At 43.4% G+C, this 23,132-nt stretch carries 33 protein-coding genes; 32 read left to right on the forward strand and 1 reads right to left on the reverse strand.

Annotated elements, in window-relative coordinates; all coding sequences use genetic code 11:
* Positions 1-30 precede the first annotated feature (30 nt).
* From ACESTK_RS19350 to ACESTK_RS19500, 31 genes are all read left to right on the forward strand, one after another.
* Positions 31-207: a hypothetical protein gene (locus ACESTK_RS19350; RefSeq protein WP_294425470.1), complete on the forward strand. Its 177-nt coding sequence runs from the start codon at positions 31-33 to the stop codon at positions 205-207.
* Positions 208-271: 64 nt separating this feature from the next.
* A complete protein-coding gene (locus tag ACESTK_RS19355; protein ID WP_294425469.1) occupies positions 272-511 on the forward strand; it encodes a hypothetical protein in 240 nt (79 codons plus the stop codon).
* An 89-nt stretch (positions 512-600) separates the two neighbouring features.
* Positions 601-945, forward strand: a complete 345-nt coding sequence (locus ACESTK_RS19360; protein ID WP_294425466.1) for a hypothetical protein — start codon at positions 601-603, stop codon at positions 943-945.
* A complete protein-coding gene (locus ACESTK_RS19365) occupies positions 893-1,366 on the forward strand; it encodes a hypothetical protein (protein ID WP_270432377.1) in 474 nt (157 codons plus the stop codon). The genes ACESTK_RS19360 and ACESTK_RS19365 overlap by 53 nt, the downstream gene beginning before the upstream one ends.
* A 439-nt stretch (positions 1,367-1,805) precedes the next feature.
* Positions 1,806-2,318, forward strand: a complete 513-nt coding sequence (locus tag ACESTK_RS19370) for a hypothetical protein (RefSeq protein ID WP_294425461.1) — start codon at positions 1,806-1,808, stop codon at positions 2,316-2,318.
* Positions 2,319-2,513: 195 nt separating this feature from the next.
* A complete protein-coding gene (locus ACESTK_RS19375; RefSeq protein ID WP_294425459.1) occupies positions 2,514-3,020 on the forward strand; it encodes a terminase small subunit in 507 nt (168 codons plus the stop codon).
* Positions 3,020-4,387, forward strand: coding sequence for a terminase (locus ACESTK_RS19380; protein WP_294425457.1), 1,368 nt, complete (start codon positions 3,020-3,022; stop codon positions 4,385-4,387). The genes ACESTK_RS19375 and ACESTK_RS19380 overlap by 1 nt, the downstream gene beginning before the upstream one ends.
* Positions 4,384-6,009, forward strand: coding sequence for a capsid protein (locus tag ACESTK_RS19385; protein WP_373120534.1), 1,626 nt, complete (start codon positions 4,384-4,386; stop codon positions 6,007-6,009). The genes ACESTK_RS19380 and ACESTK_RS19385 overlap by 4 nt, the downstream gene beginning before the upstream one ends.
* 112 nt (positions 6,010-6,121) lie before the next feature.
* Positions 6,122-8,212, forward strand: coding sequence for a phage minor capsid protein (locus tag ACESTK_RS19390; RefSeq protein WP_294425455.1), 2,091 nt, complete (start codon positions 6,122-6,124; stop codon positions 8,210-8,212).
* The gene (locus ACESTK_RS19395) at positions 8,205-8,435 is read left to right on the forward strand and encodes a transposase (RefSeq protein ID WP_294425452.1); all 231 of its coding nucleotides are present in this window, start codon (positions 8,205-8,207) and stop codon (positions 8,433-8,435) included. Before ACESTK_RS19390 ends, ACESTK_RS19395 begins: the two co-directional genes overlap by 8 nt.
* 137 nt (positions 8,436-8,572) lie before the next feature.
* Positions 8,573-9,052, forward strand: coding sequence for a DUF2829 domain-containing protein (locus ACESTK_RS19400; protein WP_294425449.1), 480 nt, complete (start codon positions 8,573-8,575; stop codon positions 9,050-9,052).
* Positions 9,053-9,074: 22 nt separating this feature from the next.
* The gene (locus ACESTK_RS19405) at positions 9,075-9,338 is read left to right on the forward strand and encodes a DUF6275 family protein (protein WP_270414068.1); all 264 of its coding nucleotides are present in this window, start codon (positions 9,075-9,077) and stop codon (positions 9,336-9,338) included.
* A 10-nt stretch (positions 9,339-9,348) separates the two neighbouring features.
* Complete coding sequence (locus ACESTK_RS19410) at positions 9,349-9,747, forward strand: hypothetical protein (protein WP_270414069.1); 399 nt, start codon at positions 9,349-9,351, stop codon at positions 9,745-9,747.
* Between the two features lie 31 nt (positions 9,748-9,778).
* On the forward strand, positions 9,779-10,057 hold the full coding sequence (locus tag ACESTK_RS19415; protein WP_294425441.1) for a hypothetical protein: 279 nt from the start codon (positions 9,779-9,781) through the stop codon (positions 10,055-10,057).
* Positions 10,014-10,196: a hypothetical protein gene (locus ACESTK_RS19420; protein WP_294425439.1), complete on the forward strand. Its 183-nt coding sequence runs from the start codon at positions 10,014-10,016 to the stop codon at positions 10,194-10,196. Before ACESTK_RS19415 ends, ACESTK_RS19420 begins: the two co-directional genes overlap by 44 nt.
* A 115-nt stretch (positions 10,197-10,311) precedes the next feature.
* Positions 10,312-10,944 (forward strand): hypothetical protein, encoded by a 633-nt coding sequence (locus tag ACESTK_RS19425; RefSeq protein ID WP_294425438.1) that lies wholly within the window; start codon positions 10,312-10,314, stop codon positions 10,942-10,944.
* A 19-nt stretch (positions 10,945-10,963) separates the two neighbouring features.
* Positions 10,964-11,935, forward strand: a complete 972-nt coding sequence (locus tag ACESTK_RS19430) for a phage capsid protein (protein WP_294425436.1) — start codon at positions 10,964-10,966, stop codon at positions 11,933-11,935.
* A 14-nt stretch (positions 11,936-11,949) separates the two neighbouring features.
* The gene (locus tag ACESTK_RS19435) at positions 11,950-12,336 is read left to right on the forward strand and encodes a hypothetical protein (protein WP_294425434.1); all 387 of its coding nucleotides are present in this window, start codon (positions 11,950-11,952) and stop codon (positions 12,334-12,336) included.
* Between the two features lie 3 nt (positions 12,337-12,339).
* Entirely contained in the window at positions 12,340-12,678 is a 339-nt protein-coding gene (locus ACESTK_RS19440) for a hypothetical protein (RefSeq protein ID WP_294425432.1), read from the forward strand.
* Positions 12,675-13,058: a hypothetical protein gene (locus tag ACESTK_RS19445; RefSeq protein ID WP_294425431.1), complete on the forward strand. Its 384-nt coding sequence runs from the start codon at positions 12,675-12,677 to the stop codon at positions 13,056-13,058. The genes ACESTK_RS19440 and ACESTK_RS19445 overlap by 4 nt, the downstream gene beginning before the upstream one ends.
* Entirely contained in the window at positions 13,055-13,462 is a 408-nt protein-coding gene (locus ACESTK_RS19450; RefSeq protein ID WP_294425429.1) for a minor capsid protein, read from the forward strand. Before ACESTK_RS19445 ends, ACESTK_RS19450 begins: the two co-directional genes overlap by 4 nt.
* The gene (locus tag ACESTK_RS19455; protein ID WP_294425427.1) at positions 13,452-13,934 is read left to right on the forward strand and encodes a phage tail tube protein; all 483 of its coding nucleotides are present in this window, start codon (positions 13,452-13,454) and stop codon (positions 13,932-13,934) included. The genes ACESTK_RS19450 and ACESTK_RS19455 overlap by 11 nt, the downstream gene beginning before the upstream one ends.
* A 38-nt stretch (positions 13,935-13,972) precedes the next feature.
* On the forward strand, positions 13,973-14,269 hold the full coding sequence (locus ACESTK_RS19460) for a hypothetical protein (RefSeq protein ID WP_270432347.1): 297 nt from the start codon (positions 13,973-13,975) through the stop codon (positions 14,267-14,269).
* Positions 14,270-14,303: 34 nt separating this feature from the next.
* Positions 14,304-14,609 (forward strand): Gp15 family bacteriophage protein, encoded by a 306-nt coding sequence (locus tag ACESTK_RS19465; protein WP_373120538.1) that lies wholly within the window; start codon positions 14,304-14,306, stop codon positions 14,607-14,609.
* Positions 14,602-14,751, forward strand: a complete 150-nt coding sequence (locus ACESTK_RS19470; RefSeq protein ID WP_226815803.1) for a hypothetical protein — start codon at positions 14,602-14,604, stop codon at positions 14,749-14,751. Before ACESTK_RS19465 ends, ACESTK_RS19470 begins: the two co-directional genes overlap by 8 nt.
* Positions 14,752-14,793: 42 nt before the next feature.
* Complete coding sequence (locus tag ACESTK_RS19475; protein WP_294425418.1) at positions 14,794-17,802, forward strand: hypothetical protein; 3,009 nt, start codon at positions 14,794-14,796, stop codon at positions 17,800-17,802.
* Positions 17,803-17,811: 9 nt separating this feature from the next.
* Positions 17,812-18,171, forward strand: a complete 360-nt coding sequence (locus tag ACESTK_RS19480) for a hypothetical protein (RefSeq protein WP_226815801.1) — start codon at positions 17,812-17,814, stop codon at positions 18,169-18,171.
* A gap of 12 nt (positions 18,172-18,183) precedes the next feature.
* Positions 18,184-18,432 (forward strand): hypothetical protein, encoded by a 249-nt coding sequence (locus tag ACESTK_RS19485; RefSeq protein WP_226815800.1) that lies wholly within the window; start codon positions 18,184-18,186, stop codon positions 18,430-18,432.
* On the forward strand, positions 18,416-18,802 hold the full coding sequence (locus tag ACESTK_RS19490; protein WP_294425414.1) for a hypothetical protein: 387 nt from the start codon (positions 18,416-18,418) through the stop codon (positions 18,800-18,802). Before ACESTK_RS19485 ends, ACESTK_RS19490 begins: the two co-directional genes overlap by 17 nt.
* A gap of 11 nt (positions 18,803-18,813) precedes the next feature.
* Positions 18,814-21,885 (forward strand): hypothetical protein, encoded by a 3,072-nt coding sequence (locus ACESTK_RS19495; RefSeq protein WP_294425411.1) that lies wholly within the window; start codon positions 18,814-18,816, stop codon positions 21,883-21,885.
* A gap of 17 nt (positions 21,886-21,902) precedes the next feature.
* Complete coding sequence (locus ACESTK_RS19500) at positions 21,903-22,367, forward strand: hypothetical protein (RefSeq protein ID WP_373120535.1); 465 nt, start codon at positions 21,903-21,905, stop codon at positions 22,365-22,367.
* Positions 22,368-22,473: 106 nt separating this feature from the next.
* Here ACESTK_RS19500 and ACESTK_RS19505 read toward each other — a convergent pair whose 3' ends face one another.
* Positions 22,474-22,812 (reverse strand): hypothetical protein, encoded by a 339-nt coding sequence (locus tag ACESTK_RS19505; RefSeq protein WP_373120536.1) that lies wholly within the window; start codon positions 22,810-22,812, stop codon positions 22,474-22,476.
* A gap of 95 nt (positions 22,813-22,907) precedes the next feature.
* On the opposite strand from ACESTK_RS19505, the gene ACESTK_RS19510 reads away from it, so the two are divergent.
* The coding region (locus ACESTK_RS19510; protein ID WP_373120537.1) for a hypothetical protein at positions 22,908-23,132 on the forward strand (225 nt) is incomplete at its 3' end.

The following is a 23,132-nucleotide window of genomic DNA, read 5'->3' on the forward strand; positions in this document are numbered from 1 at the left end:
AGATTTGCGTAGGAAGGAGAGATGCTTAAGATGGATATGCCAAAATACAAAACCTGTAAACACAGTACCGGCAGAGTGGGGAAACTGATCGTATACGTCCACCCGACCTGCCCGAGGCTGTCAATGATAAAAGGCACCTTGTGCAGCAGTAAGATCCGCTGCAGGGAGTGCAGGAGCTGGGAGGTAAAAAAATATGAGATTGATTGATGCGGATCTATTAACCCAAAAAGTAAAAGGTTGATTAAATACAGATTCCAATTCAGATAGCATAATGATAGATGCTAACGAAAGTGTTGCATGTGTACTCAGGGAAATCGAAGAGCAGCCAACCGCCTATGATGTGGACAAGGTGGTGGAGCAACTGAATGAATTAAAAGAATATGATGTATGTGCGAACATTTCTTGTGAAACGTGTAGCTATACAGGCCAATGCTGGGAGGGTGAAAGAGGACAAAAGGTTGCAATAGATAGAGCAGTAGAAATTGCAAAAGGTGGTGGGATTGAATGGTAGATGTAATCGTTGCAATGGGCGTTGGCGTACTGATCGGAGCCTTTGGCGTGATCGCCTGGCTCCTGCATGATTAAAAACAGAGGTGTAAAATGAATAAAGAAAAATACAAGGATCCCACAGCTGAATATGCGATAGCTGAAGCTGAGAAATGGGAGCGGCAGCAGAAGCAGCTGGAAGAGAAGCATGGAATCAAAAGAGGGGATGTTATTCAGATCATACAAACCAGTTATGCTTCTGGTGACGGGAAAATCATCACCAAAAAGGTGAAAGCCAGGATAAAAGCATTATATCCTCATGTAGTGCAATTACAATTACCAAACGGCATAACCAGATCACCTACATACTGGGAACTGGAACGACTGAAAGCAGGAGGTGGTACCGATGGACAAGGACATTCTGGAACAATACCTGGAGATAAAAGGGGAAATCCGTGACCTGAAAGAACGGATAGACCGGGATCAGCACAGGCTGGAAAGAATCAAAGCAGAAGGTGTTGTATCAGACACAGTCAGAGGCACAAGAAAAGATGGAACCATAGGGCCAATTAAGATAACCGGTTATCCCCTTCCGGAAGCAGACCAGGTGAAGAACATGATAAAAAAGAGGGTGTTAAAGCTACATATCCTGGAAGATGAGCTGCAGGAGGCTGTAAATGCAGTGGATGATTTTATTGAGAAAATCCCAAAGAGTGATCTGAGAATGATGTTTCGCTTTTATTATCTGGATGACATGACCTGGGCAGCAGTAGCCATTAATATGAATTACCGTTTTCCGAAACGGCGGATTAAATATACAGAAGATAATTGCCGGATTCGCCATGACAGATATTTGAAAGATAATTTAGGAAAATTATAAAATGTTCGGTCATGTTCGCTTTTTCTATGGTACTATTTAGACTGGGATTGGTGAAAAGATTTCATAAAGCTCCTTATTAAATGATTGACAAGTGCCGCAACGCTGTCTGTGTACTTCGAGGGTAGGAAAACAGAAAAATGTTGCAGACGTAAATAAAAATGTGGTTCAGAGAAAAGAACACAGAAACCTCCAAGTGATTGATACAGCGGCACGTATGGATCACAAATTCGGAACACCTCCCCGATCGGGAGGGAGCATGAGCCGTTAAGCCGAGCCGCAGGTTCGAGTCCTGGTGTTCCGATTAGCTCCTCATAATATTATTCCTAGAAAGACATCTGACTATTAATGGTTGGGTGTCTTTTTGAGGTACGTATTAAAAATTTATATTGCAATATTATTTATGATTTTGTAATATAAATAAAAAAGGTGCGTGAAGAAAATGCCAGAGGAATTAATTAACTTATTAGAGTCGATAGTAGTTGGATTATTAACTGGAATTGTAACAGGAGTCATTGTTACTAGATTTTATAGAAAAAAGGATGAAGCAATAGAGAAAAGCAAATATATTAATTCATTGATTAAATATATTCACAAGCTTCGAAACGTGATGTTTTTTCCGGGAGGTGATATACCTGACGAATACATTGAAGATATTTACAAGTTTGTAGACTGTAATAATCGTCCAGAAAAATATAATTGGATAAATTTTTCAGAAGAAGAGGAAATTGTGGTAAAAGCTGCAATTAAAGTTTGTGATAGCATTGCTTATAAGGCATTTGAATGCCGTATGAGAATGGGCTGGATGAATAGGAAAAATTATCCAGAAGAACATAAAGGAGATTTAGGAAAAAGTATATTAGAACTAAAATGCGATATATTTGTAATGAGTCAAGAGCTTACAAAATATGAAAATGATTTGATTCAATACAATAAAAAATATATATCACAATAATAAAATATAGATATTAACAGAGGCAGTTCTTCGGAGCTGCTTTTTCTATGCCAATTTTCGTACAGCGTGCACAGCACCAGCCGTTATTTCTTGCATACGGTCACCTCCTTTCATGATTGACGGCGGCAATCGGCTGTCGTGGATGGTGCTGGCAGGACTGTATTTTATTATATTTTTGAAAGAAGGTGAGCCTGAGTGACAAAAAAACAGAAGAGATTTGTGGAAGAGTATCTGATTGACCTGAATGCTACCCAGGCCGCCATAAGAGCCGGATACAAGGCGAAAAATGGTCAGAGAGCCTCTGAAATCGGACATGAGCTACTCCAGAAAACCCAAGTTTCAGAAGCAATCTCAGAGGCAATCGCAGAAAGATCCAAAAGAACCGGAATCAATGCTGACCGTGTTCTTCTGGAACTGGCCAGAATTGCATTTGTAAATGCAGATGATGTAATCAATGCAAAAGACGCAACACTAAAAGAAGATGCCTCCAGGGACGATCTGGCAGCTATACAGTCTGTGAAAGTAAAATCCTTTGGAGAAGATGGCATAGAAAGAGAAATCAAGCTTGCAGACAAACTGAAAGCCCTGGATATGCTTGGACGCCATCTGGCAATGTGGAATGACAGGCTTCAGCTCAGCGGTATGGAAGAAGAAAAATCAAAACTGGACAGCCTGATCAAGCAGATCAGCGGAGGCGGATAATGAGCAGCATGGATCTTGTGCTGTCTGAAAAATACAAAGCATTTTTGAAATGCCAGACACCGGTGGAGTTCCTGGAAGGTACCACGGCAGCAGGAAAGACTACAGTAGGAATTTTTAAGTTCATGCTGAAGGTAGCCCAGAGCCCGAAAAAGCTTCATATCCTGGCAGCAGACGACACAGGAACAGCAGAGAAAAACATTATCAACAAAGACCTTGGAATCCTGGACGATTTCGGAAGCCTGGTAGAGTACAACGGATCTGGCACCAAGGATGACAAGATTCCGCATATTCTTTTCCATACTTCATCCGGGGACAAAACCATATACGTTTTGGGATATGGAAACAAGAAAAAATGGAAGAAAGCCCTTGGCGGTCAGTATGGATGCCTGTACATCGATGAGATCAACACGGCAGATATTGACTTTGTCCGTGAAGCTTCCATGCGCTGTGATTATCTCATGGCAACCTTAAACCCGGATGATCCCAGCCTGGATGTGTATAAAGAGTATATCAACTGCAGCCGCCCGCTTCCTGAATGGGAAGAGGACACGCCACAGGAGATCAAAGACGAATTAAAAGAAGAACCAAAGCCCGGCTGGGTTCACTGGTTCTTTTCTTTTGACGATAATGCAGGGCTTCCGGAAGAAAAGAAAGACCAGATCATCCGGAACACCCCGAAAGGAACAAAGATCTATAAGAACAAGATCTTAGGCCTCAGAGGAAAAGCAACCGGACTGATCTTCCCGAACTTCAGCCGAAAGAAACATGTAGTATCTGAGAAATGGGTAAAAGCCCAGATGGCAGCAGGCAAAATAAAATTCAAAAAGTTTACCTGCGGTCTGGATACTTCGTACTCTTCAAAATCCCCGGATACAATTGCAATGGTATTCCAGGGCATTACGACAGATAGAAGGCTGATCACCCTGGCTGAGAAAGTTTACAGTAACAAAGATCTGGATCAGCCTCTTGCTCCATCCGATACAGCAGTAAAATTTGTTGAGTTCTTGGAAAAATGCCGTAAGGACTGGGGCTTTGCAAGGGAAACCTTTATTGACTGCGCAGATGCGGCTACGATCACAGAACTGCGGAAATACAAGCGCCTGAACGGATGCCTGTACAACTTTGTGGAATCCTACAAAAAAGTAGAAATTCTGGACAGAATCAAGCTTCAACTTGGCTGGATCCAGCAGGGCTGCTATCTGGTAGTGGATACCTGTACAAATCATATTTCAGAGATGGAGAAATATTCCTGGGATGAAGATAAAGACATTCCGGAAGATAGAAATGACCATACGATCAACTCCCAGCAGTACGGATGGATTCCATACCGTGACTTGATTGGATTTGAGGAGGAACAGAAAAGGTGAAATGGATGGAAAGATTAAATGAAAACATAAAAAAGACGGTCCGGAGCTGGCTGAATGTTCTTCCGGCGAACCCTTTTAACTTTCAGATCAATGAGATGATGGATTTCGAAGGACACGCAATTCTGAACCGTATCTGGTACAGGGGTGACGGAAACGAGCTGGAACAGATCTATCAGCAGAATGCAGAATTTGCAGACAGACACAAGTTCTGGGCAAGCAGATCAACCCCTGGAATGGACATGCGGAAGATTCATACTGGTCTCCCGGGGCTGACTGTTAAAGTTCTTTCTTTCACTGTTCTGCCGGACATGAACGAATTTGAATTTGAACAGCCGGCGCAGGAACAGCTGTGGAAAGAAATTGAGAAAGATAATAAATTTTATAAAAAGATTGAAAGCGCCCTCAAAGAAACACTGTTTATCGGAGATGGCGCTTTTAAAGTGGCAATAGATACAACAATCAGTGATTATCCGATACTGGAGTGGTATCCGGGGGAAAGGGTTGAATTTGTCTACCAGAGAGACCGAATCAGGGAAATCGTATTCAAGACACCATACAAAGAAAAAGGAAAAGTGTATGTTCTGAATGAGCGTTATGGCTATGGCTATATTATCAATGAGCTGTATCTTGACGGCAGACTGGTCGATATTAAATCTATAAAAGCCACTGAGAATCTGACAGACATTAAATTTGATGATTCGGTCATGCTGGCTGAACCATTTATGATTTATGAGTCTACCAGATATGAAGGCAGAGGCGGCAGCATATTCGATGGAAAGCTCGACAGCTATGATTCACTGGATGAGACATGGTCCCAGTGGATGGATGCCTTAAGAGCCGGAAGAGCAAAGACCTATATTCCGGAATGCCTGGTTCCACATGATCCTGAAACAGGGATGCTGATAAAACCGAATCCGTTCGACAACCGCTATTTTGCAGCAGAAGGAGATATGCGAGAGGGTCAGAAGAATCAGGTCGTTACGGACCAGCCGGTTATTCCTCATGACAGTTATATGGCATCATACATTACAGCCCTGGATCTGTGCCTGCAGGGAGTGATCAGTCCGTCTACACTGGGGATTGACACAAAGAAGCTGGATAATGCAGAAGCACAGAGGGAAAAAGAAAAGACAACCCTGTACACCAGGAACGCAATTGTAAAGGCATTGCAGGAAGTTCTTCCGGGAGTTGTTTCAATGTGTATCAATGCAGACAATATCCTGCATAACAAGAGCATTGAAGAAGTAAAGGTCAACATTCCGTTTGGAGAATATGCAAACCCGTCATTCGAAAGCCAGGTAGAGACAGTTGCCAAAGCGAAACAGGGTGGCATTATGAGCATTGAACGATGTGTTGAAGAACTGTATGGAGATACACTGGACGATCACTGCAAAGAAGAAGAAATAGCCAGATTAAAGGCAGAGCAGGGCATCCAGGACGTGGATGAACCAGGAGTGAACCTGGAGGCTGGAAACTTTAAGATTGACCTGGAAGGTGGTGGAGATAATGAAAGTAAAGGTGGCAAACAGAATATACCGGATGAACCGAAAGAAGTACCAGGAGTTTCTGGAAGTAGCAAAGGGGCAGGTACCGATGGGCGTGTACGCTCTGGAAAAGAATGATTATGCTGAGCTTAGAAATGATGCCTGTACCAGCAAAACAAAGCTTAAAGACATGATCCGAATATTCAAAAGCCAGGGCTTTAAGGTATATGCAAACGGGAGGTAACCGCAGATGCCGAAGCTTAACACCGTCTACGACATTGGAGCTGCCTTTGAAGCCATAGAAAATGAGCTTATATCTTCCATGATCCGTAATATGCGCCGGCACAAGCTGGAAGAGATCGATGAAGATAAACAATGGGCTATGTGGCAGGCACTGCAGCTGAAATCCCTGGAAAAGTACAAGAAGGACAACCAGAAGAAGTATGGCAAGCAGTTCAAGGATATCAATGCACAGATCAAAACACTGATATCCCTGTCCAGATCTGAAGGCGAGATGGCACAGGAGATTGCAATCTTGGAAGCTATCAGAAATGGATTTCCTGCTAAACGTATTTCCAAAGGGGCAACAGCTGAGTTCTTCAAGGTAAATGACAGAAAGCTGGAAACCCTGATTAACGCTACCATGAACGATATGCAGAAGGCTGAGATTGCTGTCCTTCGAATGGCAAATGACCAGTACCGCAAAGTGATTTACAATGCTCAGGTATATGCAAACACAGGAGCTGGTACCTATGAGAAAGCTGTTGATATGGCTACAGAGGATTTTGTAAAGGCTGGCTTGAATTGCGTGCAGTATGCCAACGGTGCAAGACACACGCTTGCTGATTATGCGGATATGGCAATCAGAACAGCCAGCAAAAGGGCATACCTGCAAGGAGAAGGCCAGAAGCGCCAGGAATGGGGAATATCTACAGTGATTATGAATAAGCGCGGAAATCCCTGTCCGAAATGCTTGCCTTTTGTGGGAAAGGTGCTGGTTGATGATGTGTGGAGCAATGGTCCGAAGGACGGAAAGTCACCGGTTACCGGAATCAAGTATCCACTCATGAGCAAGGCTATAGCCGCAGGTCTGTACCATCCGCGCTGTAAAGATAGCCACACTACATATTTCGAAGGAATCAGCACCCCGCCAGAGAAGAGTAGGTATACCAAAGCGGAGTTGAATGAACTGGTACGGAAGCAGGAACAGGAAAACCGGCAGCAGTACGCAAAGAGGCAGGAAAAGAAGTTTGGTAGGCTGGCAGAATTTTCTCTGGATCCGGAGAACCAGAAGAGATACGAAACTAGAAGACGCGAATGGAATGTAGAAGCACATCCGCCTTTTAAACCTGCTCAAACAATGGAGGAGGCACAACAGTATGCGCAACAGTTTTGCAAAGAGAGTATGTTGGATAGAGTCTTCAAAGGTAAGGCTGATTACAAGGGCATATCCTTGGAAAATGCAAACAGCATCAATGAAGGACTGAATGACATATATAGCGCGTATGATATTCCGAAAATCAATGGAGTAAAAACGATTGATCCAAAATCAGCAAAAGGAAAGAAAATCTTTACGAGTGAAGACGCGGTGATGGCTTATTCTCCAGTTGAAAACGGAATTTATATCAACAAAGCGGTACTGAAGAATGAAAAGACCCTGGATGACTATAACAAGAAGTCAAAAGAAGCCTGGGAAGTGGTAATGGATAACATAGATACACTTGAAGGAAACAAACGAGAACTTGCAGAACGCTATAAAGCAGCTGGGCGAAGCCTCATAGGAGACGGATCAGCAAAAGATTATATTACGCACGAGATGGGACATCACATCCAGTGGCAACTTTTTGATGCAAAAACTATAAACGAGATAGGTGAGGATGCCAAAAAGTATGCTGGTAAGATATCTGGTTATGCGACAGCAAGCAAAACAGAGTATTTTGCAGAAAGCTTCGCGGCATACATGAAAGGGCAAACCGATATTTTAGATCCTAAGTTTGTAAATTTTTTGGATAAAAAAGCTATTGTAAAAAAGGCACGTAATGGTATAATGAAGAAAAACGAGGATACACTAAAGATGGATTTGCAATTATTTGCTGAAAGCGATATTAAAAATCAAGAATCCGGCTCATTAAAACGTGCAATTCGAAAATACCAGAAAAGAATAAAAGAACATGAAAATAAGCTGGAAAATCCTGCACTCTATTGTTCAGACTGGAATGATAAAATGACCTGTGAACAGGAAGGCTTGAAACGCCATTGGAAAAAGGAAATCCGCAATTTCAACCAGGCAATAGAGGATAGAGTTAATGAATTGATGGAAAGGGGCGATTATAATGGCTGATGCATTAACAAGAGAAGGAATTAAATATATGATCGCACGATTGCTGGAAAATGCAAATGAAGCGGCAGAAGAAAGTAAAGCAAACAAAGATGATGCATATTGTGCCGGACGCAAGGTTGCATACTATGAAATGCTTGATATATTAAAAACTGAATTGGATATCAAGGAACAGGATTTAAAAGAGTTTGGACTTGATATTGATTTAGAGAATAAAATTGCATAAAATAAAATACCACCAGTCAGAAACGGCTAGTGGTATTTTTATACTTAAAAATATCAATACAGTTATAAAAACAATGATAGCACGCCATAAGACGTGTTATTTTTGTGCTTATTTTTAAGAAAGAGAGGATAAAGAACATGAAATTTTCAGAAGCATTCAAAATGATGAAGCAAGACATAGGAATGAAGCTTCCATCATGGGATGGATATTGGTGGTGGGATGAGGAGTCAAAAACAATTCTCATGTACACAAAAGACGGAAATTGTATGGATATCCGGGAAACCCAGGTTGTTGAGTATACGCTTCAAAACATCATGTCAGATGAATGGATTCCAGCGAATGGGCAGAATTGTCCGATTCTGGGAGGAAAGGCAACCTTTAGTTTTAGTGAAGCTATCAAGTATCTGAAACGTGGCATGAAAGTAGCACGTGAAGGGTGGAACGGAAAGAAACAGTACATTCAGCTTGCTACTGGTATTTCATATAGGACAGCAGCTGGTAGGATTATAAACTGTGAGCATGAAGCGATTGGAAATAAAGCAATCGCATTTGTGGGAACATCAGGCGTTCAGATGGGATGGCTTGCATCACAGGCGGATATGCTGGCAGATGATTAGGTAATTGTGGAGGAATAACAACATGGAGAATGAAGAATTTCTGAGATTATGTAAAGCAAAAGTTGCAGAGTATACCAATAGTCACATGGATGTTACAGACCGGCAGCAGGTGACTGTACATGATGTGTATGTGGTATGGAGCTGTAAGACTTTGCAGAATAACAAGGCACTGCTTAGCACTACGGTACCAGATGGCATGTACTATGAGCTGACATATAACGGTGATAAGAATGAACTGTATATGGATGCCTATAAGAAGTTTGAAAACAGATGTTTCAAAATGTAGGAGGAAGAAAATGAAAAGAAGAGCAACAAAGCGTATTGCAGCATTAATGGCAATTGTAATCCTGGTATGCTTCGCGGCTACGGGTTGCACAGAAGCTGATCAGGTGAGTGCGAATATTTCACAGGAGGCAGATAACTTCAATGTAACCAGAAAACTTACTGTTTTGAATGCCAGAACAGATACAATCCTGTTGGAATTGACTGGAACATTTGCACTGAAGAATAACTCTTCAAATGAACTGGAAGTAATTATTGAGACCGCAGAAGGGAAGTACCAGAAAGACTATGTTTATTTGAATGACTATACCATGTATGTAGTTGAAGACATTTCTGGATCGGATGTGGACAAGTACCATTATGAGATTAATTTTCTTCCACAGTGGGGATTTAAAGTCACACATAATGATTAAATTTGTGCCGGCGCAAGAGGAGGTAAAGACAATGAAAACTGTAGTAATTGAAGGTAAGGATCTGTTGTTCACACTTTTTAAACTTGCATTTTATATTTGGATAGGGATGTGGAATGTGAGGATTTTGCTGGTAGCAGTTAAGATGGTGATTGCGGTAGGTGTATATTCAACTTACTTTGCGGTAATTTTAGTTTCGGTTTATGGGATTTATTCTGCTTTCAGAGGGCTTAAGAAGACAGTTGCCAAAACAATAAGGAGGTGGTTATTTGAAGGTGATAGTGCAGCACAACTTCCGCGACAAAGAAAATGATCTGGTTCTTCGTACAGTCGGGGAAGAACTGGAAGTGTCCCGGAAAAGAGCAGAGTATTTAGCAAATTCGCAGCTGGTAAAGACCGTTGAAGATCAGAAAGGCGGTGATCCAAAATCTCCCATTGAGGCGCAGGGTTAAGCGTCTTATTTTTATGTCCAAACACGATAGGACATAAAACTGTGCGTGGCCGGTGACACCGAAGAAAATGGATTGCATTAAGAGTGACACTCTCAAAACGGAAAGGAGACCAGAAATGGCAGATAACAGCACAACACAAACTCAGAATACTACTCCACAGACAGAACCGCAGCCAGGCGCCCAGACAGGGCAGCAGGCAGCTCCAGCTATTGACTACGGAAAAATCCAGCAGATGCTGGATGGAACCCTTGCGGCAAAAGAAGATACTGCCCTGAAAGCTTATTTTAAACAGCAGGGCTTATCACAGCAGGAAGTGGAGCAGGCAATCACAGCATTCAAGGAACAGAAAGCAGCAAATCAGCCAGACGTTGTCGGAATGCAGAACCAGATCACGGAGACACAGGCGCAGCTTGCAGCATCTCAGAAAGCTGCTCAGGCAGCACAGGTAGAAAATGCAGCAACAATGATGGCTGTATCTCTGGGAATCGAAGCAAAAACAATTCCATACATCCTTAAAATGGCTGATTTAAGCCAGGTGATGGGAGAAGATGGAAAAATCAATGAGGAATCATTGAAAACAGCTGTGAATAAGGTACTGGAAGACGTTCCGGCACTGAAACCACAGATGGATGGAAAAACTGGCTTTACACAGGTAGGAACTGGTGGTAATCCGGCACAGCATCCACAGCAGACTACAACTACAAACCAGACAGCGGTACCGACAAAGCGTTGGAACCGTTGGAACTAAAAGAAAGAAGGTATAAGATATGGCATTAAATTATGCAGAACAGTGGAGTCCGGAACTCCTTGAAATCCTGATGCAGGGGACACTTACTTCCCCATTTGTAACAAGCAATGTAAGGTGGCTTGACGCCAAGACGTTCCATTTCACCCAGATGAGCACATCCGGATACAAAAACCATAGCCGCGAAGGTGGATGGAATAAAGGTACATACACCCAGACAGATGTACCATACACCTTAACACATGACCGTGATGTTGAGTTTATGGTAGATAAGGCAGACGTTGACGAAACCAATGCAACTGCCTCTATCCAGAACATTTCCCGCGTATTTGAGCAGACATGGGTAGTTCCGGAAACAGATGCGCTGTTTTTCTCCAAAGTTGCCCAGGCAGCTCAGAAGACAGAAGGCTATCATGGATCCACAGCAACTTCCACATATACGAAGGCAAAAGTTTTTGGAATGCTGAAAGATATCCTGGCAAAAGGAAAACTCAGAAGATACAAAGCGAACGGTTCTCTGATCATGTATGTTCGCAGTGAGATCATGGATGCCCTGGAGCAGTCTACAGAGTTTACTCGTAAGATCGAAATGACTCAGATCGCAGAAGGCGGCCTTGGCATTGAAACCAGAGTAACAGACATTGATGGGGTGCCAATCATGGAAGTAATCGATGATGAGCGATTCTATGATGCATTTAACTGGGAACCGGAAAATGGTGGATTTGAACCACAGAAAAAGGTAACTGCTGGAAGCGGTGTTGAAGCAGTGACCGGTGCGCACAAGATTAATGTACTTGTTGCTTGTGGTCAGACCTGCAAGACTGTACCGAAGATTAATAGCATTTATTATTTTGCACCAGGCACACATACTGAAGGTGATGGATATCTGTATCAGAACAGATCTTTCTCTGATGTATTTGTATTTCCAAATGGCCGTGATGGTAAAATCGACAGCATTTATGTGGATGTTGATACTGCAGAGGTTGGCGCCTGATAAGGGGTGAGAAAATGTCTTATGTACCATATGCAACCCCAGAATACTATACGGATACTTACGGTGGAACCCTGATTTTAGAAAATGACATTGCGAGAGCTCTGCAGATTGCGTCTCGGCACATTGATTCCCTGACCTACAACCGGATTGTAGGCCGGGGATTTTCCAGCCTGACACAGTTTCAGCAGGATATCATTCAGGATGTTGTCTGCCAGCAGGCAGATTTTGAAACCGAGAATGCGGACGAGATCAATTCTATACTTTCAAGCTACAGCATCAATGGTGTATCCGCTCAGTTTGGTAGCAGCTGGAACGTATTCACAGACAAAGGTGTGGCAATGAAAAGAGATCTGTATGCGCTGCTGTGTCAGACTGGGCTGTGCTGCAGGTTAGCGAGGTGAGCTATGAAATATCCATGTTTAGTACCCAAAAGGCTTTGCTGGACGGATATCAGTTTAGTGATGGAGCAGGAAGGACGGGATAAATATGGGGAGTCTCTTCCATGTTTTGAGTATTCCGGAAAATGCAATTATCAGGATAAAGCAAAGACGATCTTCACGGCTGAAAAGAAGATGGTTCAGATTACCGGATCCGCATTACTGCCGGGAGATATCTGCCCGGAGCTTCCGGTAATATCAGGCGGTACAGCAACCATATTTGGTGTCAAGAGAAAGATCCAGGAAGCCAGGAAAGCCAGAAATCCGGACGGTACCGTAAATTACACGGAGGTGCTTCTGATATGATCAAGGTCAATTCGACTGTTAAACTTAACTTTCCGAAGATCAATCAGCTGACACGGGCACAGGTGGCAGCCCTGGAGCAGACTGCAGAAGATTTACATACAGAAGTTGTGCAGGGGCAGGTGTTTCCAAGAGATACCGGTGCTTTGCAGGATGAGAGTACTTTTGTAGATACATCTGAAAGCAGTCACGGAAAAGCAAGTATCATATCCAGTACGCCTTATGCAAGACGTCTATATTTCCATCCAGAATTTCATTTTAAGAAGGATGAAAACCCGAATGCAAAAGGTAAATGGTATGAAGACTGGCTTCCGGGTGGAAAAAATGCTGACCTTGCAGTGGAAGCATTCAAAGAAAACTACAGGAGGCTGGCTGGTTTATGACGTTATCGGATATCAGAGATTATATTGAGACACTCACACAGGGGGCTGTGTATATTGGTCCAATTCCGGATAAACCGGAAAAAATGGTTGGGGTTTATAACAGTAAACACCAGCATGAATACAAGGTGGCAATCGGAGGCCCTCAGCTGGAATCCTATGGCACGAAATACGTCACTTTACTGGTACACTGGAATAAATCCCAGCGCGAGACCGAAAAAGCCGGAAAAGCCTTATTTGAAGCTGTCAGAGCCACCAGAAATGCAACTGTAAACCATGAAACTATTAAATTTGTCCTGCCAGTCTATGATCTTCAGGATATAGGCGTAGATGATTCCGGTATCTACGAGATGGTTATAGAACTGGCAGTGATTTTTGAAAAGAAAGGAAATAAGGATGAAGAATAAAATTGTGATGAACCTTCAGCTGTTCGCAGGTTCCAAGTCTGGCGTATATCCATGCTACGAGAACCAGTTTCAGATAGACACAGCAGCATCAGGTGGCACTGCTTCACTGAAAAATATTGCAGACTGTGAAACCTTTTCCGTATCGTTTGACAATGGAGTGGAAGAGTGGAACCCATATGATACAGAAGGATGGACCAGACGTTTAATGACATCCAAGAGCGTTACAATTTCAGTAACTGCAAAACGTAATGTCGGGGATGCCGGAAATGATTTTGTTGCAGGACTGGCATGGAAGAACGGAAGAAATGCGGAAGCTGATACTCAGTGGACTTTCCCGGATGGCACTGTTGTTAAGTTTACAAAAGCAGTTATCAATGTGAAGAATGTTGGATCCGGAGATTCCACAGCTGTAGCACCTCTTGAATTTGATATCATGAGCAATGGAAAACCGGAGATTACACCAGCTGCATAGTAAATACGGTTTTTTAGCAAGAAAAAAGGAGAAAACAAATGGCGAAATGTATTGATATTACAGATAAATTGAGCTTCGACAAAAATCCTACCCTCATCATTAAAGGGAGAAAATTTGTGGTAAATGCAGATGCAGGCACCATGCTTGAAATCATGGGTCTGTTCAAAGAAGACTCTTCTGATACAGAAGCAACAATTGCGGCTTATGAAAAGCTGTTCAGCGAAAAAGACCGTAATGAGATTAAAAAAATGCGTCTGCCTTTCAAAGATCTTATGATCGTTATCCAGACTGCAATGGAACTGATTCAGGGAGAAGAAGACCAGGGAGAGCAGTGACCCGTACTATGATCTGATAGATGATTTTGATCTGATCGCATCATCGTTTCAATCACAGTACGGGTTACGTCTTTCTAAGGAAATTCCAGCAGGGATGTCCTGGGACGAGTTTTCGGATCTTCTATCCGGAATAGGCCCGGATACAGCCCTTGGCAGGATCGTAGCAATCCGCGCAGAAGAGGATGAAGAGATCTTAAAACATTTCACCCTGGAACAGCGCCGGATCCGCCGCGAATGGAGAAATAAACAGGCAATGAAGGTTTCAGAGGAAGACAGAGATAAATTCCTGGAAGCTATGAAACAGGCATTTATTGATATGGCAGGAGGTGCGAATGGATAAAAACAAGGTAAAATGCCCCTTCTGCGGACACGAACAGAAAGTACAGTACACCCCGGATGCAAAATGTCGGGGTGTTTTCATCCGGTGCCAGGGGCGCCATTGTAAAAAAGAATTTGAAATAAAGATTAATCAGGACAAGTAGTGCCATGTGTCGATGTCCTCATGATAGAGGCAGGTGGCATATATGGCAACAAGTGTTGGACAGATCGGGCTTGACCTGGTCGTTAATCAGAATCGGTTTCAGTCGCAGATGCGCGGCATTGAATCTCTGGCAAAGAAAGCCGGTGCAACTCTTGCAGCAGCATTTGGCGTTAAAAAGCTGATAGATTTTGGAAAGTCATGCCTGGAGCTTGGCTCAGATCTAGCAGAGGTTCAGAACGTTGTAGACGTTACATTTCCGAACATGACTGCACAGGTTGATAAATTTGCCAAGAGTGCAGCCCAGAGCTTTGGGCTTTCTGAGACCATGGCAAAGCAGTTCACCGGTACCTTCGGGGCAATGGCGAAAGCCTTTGGATTTTCCGAGGAACAGGCTTATAACATGGGCTCCAGCCTTACCAAGCTGGCAGGTGATGTGGCGTCTTTCTATAATCTGTCACAGGATGAAGCATACACCAAGCTGAAATCCGTTTTCACAGGCGAAACGGAATCTTTGAAAGATCTTGGCATAGTCATGACTCAGAATGCCCTTGACAGTTATGCTCTGGCGAATGGCTTCGGTAAAACAACGGCGAAGATGTCAGAAGCTGAAAAGGTTGCGCTAAGGTATTCCTTCGTACAAAACCAGCTGGCAGCAGCCCAGGGAGATTTTGCAAGGACTTCAGGCTCCTGGGCAAACCAGGTAAGGATCCTTACTCTGCAGTTTGATTCCCTGAAGGCTACGATTGGCCAGGGACTGATAAATCTTTTCACTCCGGTTATCAGAGTGATCAACACGGTAATTGGAAAGCTGATCACTCTGGCAAACACCTTTAAATCGTTTACAGAGCTGATTACCGGTCAGAAATCCAGTAACAGTGCTTCCGGGCAGATTTCAGCTATTGGGAGTGCGGCAGCAGGCGCAAGCACCGGAATGGACAATGCGGCCAGCTCTGCAGATAATCTTTCCAGTGCCAATAATGGCGTTGCCAAATCCGCCCAGAAAGCAGCTGAGAAAATGCGTGCCCTCATGGGGTTTGACCAGGTGAATAAGCTGGACAGCCAGACAGACAGTACCAGCTCCACACCTTCTTCCGGAAGCGGAACAGGAACAGGGGGAGCAGGTGGGGCTGGAGTTGATTTCGGCAGTCTTGCCCAGGGTGAAACTGTTGTAGATAAAACAGACAAAAAGATGTCCGGGTTGTTAAAACGCTGCAAAGAGCTGGCAGCAGTATTCAAAAAAGGCTTTAAGATAGGATTTGGTGATTCTGAAAAGAGAATCAGTTCCATTACGGAAAATATTAAGAATATCGGGAAAACTCTGAAAGAAATATTTACAGATCCGGATGTTGTGAAAGCAGCAAATGATTGTGCCAATTCCTTTGCACTGTCGTTTGGAAAGATGATAGGTTCATTTGCCAGTATTGGAATAACGATTGCGTCCAATCTTACTGGCGGGATTGAAGGATATCTTTCTAAAAGCAGTAGCTATATACGAGGTAAATTAGTGTCTCTTTTCAATATTGCAGGAGACATTGCATCACTTGCCGGGGATTTCTGGACGGCATTTGCTGATATATTTTCTGTATTCGCTGGATCAGAAGGACAAGGGATTACCGCAGATATCATTGGCATTTTTACAGATGGATTTCTTGGTGCGATAGAGATCGGAGCACAGTTCATAAAGGATATTGAAAGCGTTGTAGTTACTCCTATAGTACAGAATGCGGAGAAAATTAAACAAACAATTGAGAATCTTCTCGTTCCGATTCAGACCGTGCTTGATACTTTACATCAGTCAGTGACAGATACCTTTTCAAAGATTTCAGAAGTATACGAAACGTATATTAGCCCGTTTATAACATCTGTTGCGCAGGGAATATCTGATATCGTACAGATTTTCCTGGATGGCTGGAATTCTAATATTTCACCTGTTCTTGATAATCTGGCCGAGAAGTTTTCAACAGTGTGGCAGGAACATGTACAGCCAGCCCTTGATGGAATCATTGTACTGGTTGGAAAAGTATTTGAGAACCTGCAGGCCCTCTGGGAAACATTGCTACAGCCATTGATTGAGTGGATTATTGAAAATATCATGCCAGTTATCGGACCGGTACTACAGGGAATTGGAGACCTTTTCCTGGATCTGTTGTCAGTAGCCGGGGACGTAATCAGTGGAATAACAGATGTGCTTAGTGGCTTTATTGATTTTTGCACAGGGGCATTTACAGGTGATTTTTCGAAATGTTTCCAGGGCTTTAAAGAAATCATGGAAGGCTTCAAAACGATTGCAGATTCTGTGATCGGTTTTCTACAGGAAAATGTATTTCGGCCGTTTGATGAGTATATTGCAAATATATTTGCAACAGACTGGTCGAAAAATTTCGGCATTCTGGGCGGTGTGCTTAACGGTTTCTTAAAGAGCGGGAAAGATACGATCAGAGATATCCAGAAAGTATTTGGCGGATTAAATGATTTTGTATCAGGAGTATTTTCAGGGAACTGGGGAAAGGCGTGGAAAGGAATAAAGGACATTTTCGAAGGAGTATTTGAAGGGCTGGCAGACCTTTCCAAGACACCGATTAATGCAATTATTGGTGGCTTCAATAGCGTACTTGGCACAGTGAATGGTCTCATTAATAAAGTAAATAATATCCGCTTTAAAATCACTGTCCCAGACTGGATTCCTGGGATTGGAGGAAACTGGTGGGGCTTTAACGGCTTTAGCATTCCAACTATAGGAACGATTCCAATGCTTGCCAATGGTGGTTTCGTAAAAGCTAACACGCCCCAGCTTGCAATGATTGGTGATAACCGGCACCAGGGAGAGATTGTTTCTCCGGAGGACAAGCTTCAGGAAATGGCATTAAAGGCAGCGGCTCTGGCAGCAGGTGGTGCAAATGATGCTGAACTGCTGGCAGTTCTGAAACAGATCCTGGCGTTTTTGCAGAATACGCCGATTGTTGCGTTGGATCCGGAATCACTAAGAAAATATTTTATCCGAAAAACCAACCAGAACACAAAAGCAACCGGAAAACCAGAACTGCTTGTGTAAGGAGGCATTATGGCAAAGAAAATATTGTGGTCAGGGAGCACGGTGCTCCCCTCTCCGGTATCGATATCTGTAAATGATCAGATTATCTGGAGTGCGAACACGGGCCGTAGTGCTTCCGGAAGCATGATCGGTGATGTGGTTGCAGAAAAGAAAGATGTAGCTATAAAGTGGGGGATTCTCACAGAAGCAGAGCTTGCAGCTATAAAAAAGATTATGGTTGCAGGCTTTTTTCCTATCTCTTTTCATGATGATGGGATAGATTTGACGATTACCACATATCGGGGAAACCTGACCAAAGAGGTTCTGGGGTATATCGGAGATGGAATTTTTTACTATAAATCAGCATCAGTGAGTATCATTCAAAAATAGGAGGAGACCAAAATGTTAAAAGGAACAAAATCAACATCCATGAATTTCAACAGCATGATCAACGACAAATCAGCTGTCTATATGTCTGCTCAGATTCCTGTAAACGGTAGTGCAAGCATCACTATTACCGTCCAGGACCGTGACCTGTACGAGGCAAACAAGACACAGTGCAGAAAAGACATTGAAGCATTTAACCAGTTAGTCTATGCGGCTGAGGACGAGCGTGTAACAGGAGGTACTGCAGATGAAACTGAAAAATAAAGATGTATTAAATTTTGTCAATGGCTGTGCTTCCTTAAGGGAGAAGCGGCTGCCGGTAAAGCTTGGATATGCGATCAAAAAGAACCTGGCAGCAGTCAGTGATGCGGCTAACGCCTATGACGCAGAGCGTCAGGAACTGCTTGAGAAATACGCAGCAAAAGGTGAAGATGGAAAGTTCCTGGTTGAGAACGGGCAGTATTCCATTGAGGACAAAGAGGGCTTTGCAAAAGACCTGGATGAGCTTCTGGCGATTGAGACAGAGGTTGGTATTCATACTGTTTCTGAGGAAGAGATTGAGAAATGTGATGATCCACGTTATGATGCCCTGACAGTGGCTGACCTGGAAACACTTGAGATCATGACTGAGTAGGAGGTGGTCCTGTGTATCAGTCTTCAGAAGCTTTTGGAAACCTGGTGCTACAGGATTCCCGAACTTTTAAAGCACTCATCACATATGATGATGTATCCATAACAAATGCCAAAAGTATCAAGTTTACTGGCGGAGCAGAAGGGGAGGATGATTTTTCCCTTGGCTCCACAGTGAGCCAGTACGTTACCATCACAATTCCGGATCCGGGAAAAGCCATTGAGGGGCATGAGCTCCTGGTCCAGATCGGAATGGAAGTGAACGGTCTGGTGGAATACATCCCCATGGGATATTTCACGCCTGGAAAACCATCCAGAAATGAAGAACAGATTGAGTTTACAGCCTATGACCGGATGATGAAAACAGAGCGTACATTCTCTATGGACGGAGACAGTACGGATACGGCGGCTGTTCTGAAAAGGATCCAGGAAATCACAGGGGTGATGGTTGTAACAGATGGTCTTTCCGGCATTTCCATGAAAGTTCCGAAAGGTTACAGCTGCAGGGAGGTCCTTTCTTACGCAGCACAGCTTCATGGCTGTTTTGCGGTATGTAACAGAAACGGACAGATTGAACTGCACAGCTACGTGGACAGCGGTTATACGGCCAGCACCGGCAGATACTGGGATTCTTTTGAACACAACGATTATCTGTTCCAGGTGGAAAAGCTTACCTGCTACACTGGCCAGGATGAAGAGGGGAAAGATGTTTCTGTTTCATCCGGAGACGGACCAAGGGCAGTGATCTTTTCCAATCCGTTTATGACACAGGATATCCTGGACAAAGTGATGGATTCCCTGAAAGGTTTTTCCTATATGCCAGGCTCCCTACGGATGATGGGAGACCCACGGCTGGATCCGTGGGACGTCCTCACCGTGGAAGACAGAAAAGGGGGCTCCTATAAGGTTCCGCTGATGAAACTGGAAAGGGAGTATGATGGCGGTTTTACGGATTCTGTGGAGGCTGTGGGTTTATCAGAAGATGAAACAAATGCAAACTGGAAAGGTCCTGCCACAAAAGAAATGGAGCGGTATTATGCACAGCTGGTGATGATCGACCACGCAATGATCAATAAGCTGGATGTGGATACTGCCAATTTAAAATTTGCAACAATCCAGAATCTGAATGCGGTCAATGCGACGGTACAGAACCTGGATGCAGAGTTTGGAAGCTTCAGGGATCTGACTGCTACAAATTTTACTGCCGCCAATGCAAAGATCAATATCCTGGATTCCAGTTATGCCAATATCAAAACCCTGCTTGCAGGTGGTGCCGGTGTGGGGGATTTGCAGAACATCCACCTTACTTCCCAGAATGCTGTGATTGACTCTGCACTGATTAGAACTGCAGTTATGCAGACGGTCACGGTCGGGGATCTTTTAAGCGGCACTATTTCCACCAATAAATTTATGATTACATCTGACGATGGCGGGATTAAGATCCAGGGGGCAACCCAGCAGTGGAGGGACGCAGACGGAACTGTCCGGATGCAGGCTGGCAGGGATGCAAACGGTGATTTTACCTTTTCCCTGTTCGATAAGACCGGAAAAGGGATTCTGCTGGATGCCACAGGTGTGAAAGAAGGAGCTATTGCAGATGGTCTGATCGTCAATAAGATGGTAGCGGATAACGCATCCATTGCCGGCACTAAGCTGGATATCCCTTCGGTGGTGTCGGCTATCAACGGCAGCTCCCAGAGCATCAAGAGCAGCCGGATCTGGTTTGACGATCAGAACCAGAGCCTGAACCAGTTATACAGCCAGATGAATACCAACATTGTCAGTGCTTCTACAACTGCATCCAATGCCGCCAGTACCGCAAATGCCGCCAGCAACACGGCAAATGCAGCTTCTGACGCGGCGAAGAAAGCCCTGGACACTTTGTCCGGGATTTCCACCCTGGATGCAATCGGGGCTTCCCTGGACAATGATGCGCATGTGGTCCATACCTACACGGATGGTTCCGGTGGGGATTACAGCAGCTGTCATACCACTTTTTCCGTGTATCTGGGCGATACGGATGTTTCCGATCACATTGACCAGATTGCGGTGAACGTTTCTGAAGGTGTAAGCGGTACCTGGAACCCGAAAACCAGAACGTATCAGGTCACATCAATGACTTCTGACAACGGCTACGTGGATATTTCGGGGCTTTACGGACTGGAAGGGAAAGTTCTCCTGGTCGGTGGAAAAGGGCTTGTTGTAGGCGGTAAAACGCTTGTTGTAAAGTCAATGGGCTCCTGGATCACCAAGAGATTTTCCATCAGCAAGGCAAAGGACGGAAAGATTGGTCTCAGTTATGACCTTCGTGTCAGCAGCCAGGTGATCCGGAAACAAAAGGACGGAAAGACTCTGGTTCCGGAAAGCGTGACTTTCTCAGCATTTAAGAATGACAATGGGATCATCAGCAGCTATTCCGGAATTTTTCAGATTGAGGAATCAAAAGACAATGGAAAGACCTATGTTTTGAAGTATGGTTCTTCATCTGCTGAGATCATGAAGATATATGCTCCCTCCGGAGCTGACGTGAACATGATCCGCTGTACCTTATATGATGCGTCAGGAGCCCAGAACCTGGATACCCAGACCGTCATGCTTCTGGCGGATGCGGAAGGTCTGGCTGATGATATCAAAGCCGCCCAGAACACCGCAGACCAGGCAAAAGCTGCCATTGTCACGACAAACCAGAAAGTAGCCAACATTGAGACAAGCGTGGATGGTTTAAAGATGAATCTGTCCGAGACGACTACAGACCTCCACGGTCTGGTGGGAAATTCACTTCTGTACAATGTCCGCTATCATGATAATGAAGACGGCACTACAACTGTGACTGCAGTTGTGTACCAGAATGGAAGCGAGGTCACAAAGAATTATCCGGCAGCATGGTTTTCCTGGCGTAAAAAGACTGAAAGCGGTGAGAGCTTCCTGGGATACGGCTACAGTATCAAAGTAAAGAATGAAGATTACATGTTTGGCGGTGTGGTGATCGGACGATTTACCACATACAAGACTGCAGCACTCATAGTAGGCGGCAAACTCCTTGTGATCGGAGGGAAAGCTGTCAATCTGAATGTAGATGCGGTATGAAGAAAGGAGATTAAGCTATGGCATTACCACAAGACGGCCAGGACGCAAACGGCCTCACAAAAGTAACACAGATTCCCGCAGGGAAAGAATTGATGTTCATCGATCCCACCACGAATGAGGGTGGGATTATTACGTTAGAGGATTTGACGAAGCAGATTTTGAATGGACTCGCTTCACAGGCATTTGCCCTTGATGCCGGACAGATGACACTTCTAGCGGCAATCAACAAATTAAATAGTGAAAGCTCAATAAGTCTTTGTAAAGTGATTTCTGGTAAAAATACATTTTCTTCGGAATTAAAAGGAAAATCACACAAAGCTATTTTTGGATTCTTTCATGAACCATCCGACAATCCTTTTTCTTTTGGAAGTGGGTATTTTATTGCTTTTCAAGCAACATATCTACAAGAAGCCAACAATTTTGTTGTTATTGGGGTTAGCCTCACTGGAATAATTGAAAATAAACCTGTTAGGTTAGAATGATGAAAGTCATAAAATTACATGATCTTTGTACAAATCTTTTTTTTCATATCGAACAACGAGGGAATTATTTGGCTGGATTATTAACTCCAATAGTATTTAACCTTAATTATGAAGCAGACAGATATGTTATAACTTGACGAATTACCCAGTCATTTTTTATCTCAGTGTTATTATTAAAAAGTGATATGATTTTCTTTGTTTTGTTAATATTCACAAGCATAGGTGTCCCTTTTTGCGTGATGTAATTAAGTATTATATTCTGTTCAGGAAGATAACTATCTGGAACATTGGCTATCGTAACAAAAGAATTACTCGCTAACATTTGTTTCGCTTCTATATTAAAATAAATGCTTGCAGTCCGTCCTGTTTTATAAAAACCAATCGTAGCTGTAGTGCCATAAATGATATCATCAGTTGATTCTGGATTTATAAAATTTTTTTTCATTTGTGAGTCACTATTTTGTTTGCTGGAGCTTATAGGAAAAAGTAGCTTCCTTACCATGATACCGATTATACTTGTGGTAAGGAGGTGATACTTTTATGACAGAAAATTTTATAAAAAATGTGGTAGCAGCTATGCAGGACAGTTTGACAGATGAACAATTACAGAAATTGGAAAACGTATTGGCAATTAATCTACACGGATTGGAAGTAAAAGAGGAATGTACGCAATTAGTAACATCAGAGAGGCATTGGGAAAGAATTCTGAAAATGTACATAGCCAGTAAGCGCTTAGAAAATTGTGCGGAATCTACTCTGATTGCT

Origin of the sequence: Ruminococcus sp. Marseille-P328, assembly GCF_964249465.1 — a bacterium.
Taxonomy (GTDB): Bacteria; Bacillota; Clostridia; order Lachnospirales; family Lachnospiraceae; genus Blautia_A; species Blautia_A faecis.

What these genes read in the sequence shown, in the direction of transcription:
- ACESTK_RS19425 (WP_294425438.1), top strand. Translation starts at nt 10,312, where the DNA reads ATGGCAGATAACAGCACAACACAAACTCAGAATACTACTCCACAGACA.
- ACESTK_RS19485 (WP_226815800.1), top strand. Translation starts at nt 18,184, where the DNA reads ATGTTAAAAGGAACAAAATCAACATCCATGAATTTCAACAGCATGATC.
- ACESTK_RS19370 (WP_294425461.1), top strand. Translation starts at nt 1,806, where the DNA reads ATGCCAGAGGAATTAATTAACTTATTAGAGTCGATAGTAGTTGGATTA.
- ACESTK_RS19390 (WP_294425455.1), top strand. Translation starts at nt 6,122, where the DNA reads ATGCCGAAGCTTAACACCGTCTACGACATTGGAGCTGCCTTTGAAGCC.
- ACESTK_RS19445 (WP_294425431.1), top strand. Translation starts at nt 12,675, where the DNA reads ATGATCAAGGTCAATTCGACTGTTAAACTTAACTTTCCGAAGATCAAT.
- ACESTK_RS19410 (WP_270414069.1), top strand. Translation starts at nt 9,349, where the DNA reads ATGAAAAGAAGAGCAACAAAGCGTATTGCAGCATTAATGGCAATTGTA.
- ACESTK_RS19365 (WP_270432377.1), top strand. Translation starts at nt 893, where the DNA reads ATGGACAAGGACATTCTGGAACAATACCTGGAGATAAAAGGGGAAATC.
- ACESTK_RS19350 (WP_294425470.1), top strand. Translation starts at nt 31, where the DNA reads ATGGATATGCCAAAATACAAAACCTGTAAACACAGTACCGGCAGAGTG.
- ACESTK_RS19355 (WP_294425469.1), top strand. Translation starts at nt 272, where the DNA reads ATGATAGATGCTAACGAAAGTGTTGCATGTGTACTCAGGGAAATCGAA.
- ACESTK_RS19470 (WP_226815803.1), top strand. Translation starts at nt 14,602, where the DNA reads ATGGATAAAAACAAGGTAAAATGCCCCTTCTGCGGACACGAACAGAAA.
- ACESTK_RS19455 (WP_294425427.1), top strand. Translation starts at nt 13,452, where the DNA reads ATGAAGAATAAAATTGTGATGAACCTTCAGCTGTTCGCAGGTTCCAAG.
- ACESTK_RS19435 (WP_294425434.1), top strand. Translation starts at nt 11,950, where the DNA reads ATGTCTTATGTACCATATGCAACCCCAGAATACTATACGGATACTTAC.
- ACESTK_RS19500 (WP_373120535.1), top strand. Translation starts at nt 21,903, where the DNA reads ATGGCATTACCACAAGACGGCCAGGACGCAAACGGCCTCACAAAAGTA.
- ACESTK_RS19460 (WP_270432347.1), top strand. Translation starts at nt 13,973, where the DNA reads ATGGCGAAATGTATTGATATTACAGATAAATTGAGCTTCGACAAAAAT.
- ACESTK_RS19405 (WP_270414068.1), top strand. Translation starts at nt 9,075, where the DNA reads ATGGAGAATGAAGAATTTCTGAGATTATGTAAAGCAAAAGTTGCAGAG.
- ACESTK_RS19440 (WP_294425432.1), top strand. Translation starts at nt 12,340, where the DNA reads ATGAAATATCCATGTTTAGTACCCAAAAGGCTTTGCTGGACGGATATC.
- ACESTK_RS19380 (WP_294425457.1), top strand. Translation starts at nt 3,020, where the DNA reads ATGAGCAGCATGGATCTTGTGCTGTCTGAAAAATACAAAGCATTTTTG.
- ACESTK_RS19415 (WP_294425441.1), top strand. Translation starts at nt 9,779, where the DNA reads ATGAAAACTGTAGTAATTGAAGGTAAGGATCTGTTGTTCACACTTTTT.
- ACESTK_RS19490 (WP_294425414.1), top strand. Translation starts at nt 18,416, where the DNA reads ATGAAACTGAAAAATAAAGATGTATTAAATTTTGTCAATGGCTGTGCT.
- ACESTK_RS19400 (WP_294425449.1), top strand. Translation starts at nt 8,573, where the DNA reads ATGAAATTTTCAGAAGCATTCAAAATGATGAAGCAAGACATAGGAATG.
- ACESTK_RS19395 (WP_294425452.1), top strand. Translation starts at nt 8,205, where the DNA reads ATGGCTGATGCATTAACAAGAGAAGGAATTAAATATATGATCGCACGA.
- ACESTK_RS19475 (WP_294425418.1), top strand. Translation starts at nt 14,794, where the DNA reads ATGGCAACAAGTGTTGGACAGATCGGGCTTGACCTGGTCGTTAATCAG.
- ACESTK_RS19430 (WP_294425436.1), top strand. Translation starts at nt 10,964, where the DNA reads ATGGCATTAAATTATGCAGAACAGTGGAGTCCGGAACTCCTTGAAATC.
- ACESTK_RS19505 (WP_373120536.1), bottom strand. Translation starts at nt 22,812, where the DNA reads ATGAAAAAAAATTTTATAAATCCAGAATCAACTGATGATATCATTTAT.
- ACESTK_RS19450 (WP_294425429.1), top strand. Translation starts at nt 13,055, where the DNA reads ATGACGTTATCGGATATCAGAGATTATATTGAGACACTCACACAGGGG.
- ACESTK_RS19480 (WP_226815801.1), top strand. Translation starts at nt 17,812, where the DNA reads ATGGCAAAGAAAATATTGTGGTCAGGGAGCACGGTGCTCCCCTCTCCG.
- ACESTK_RS19360 (WP_294425466.1), top strand. Translation starts at nt 601, where the DNA reads ATGAATAAAGAAAAATACAAGGATCCCACAGCTGAATATGCGATAGCT.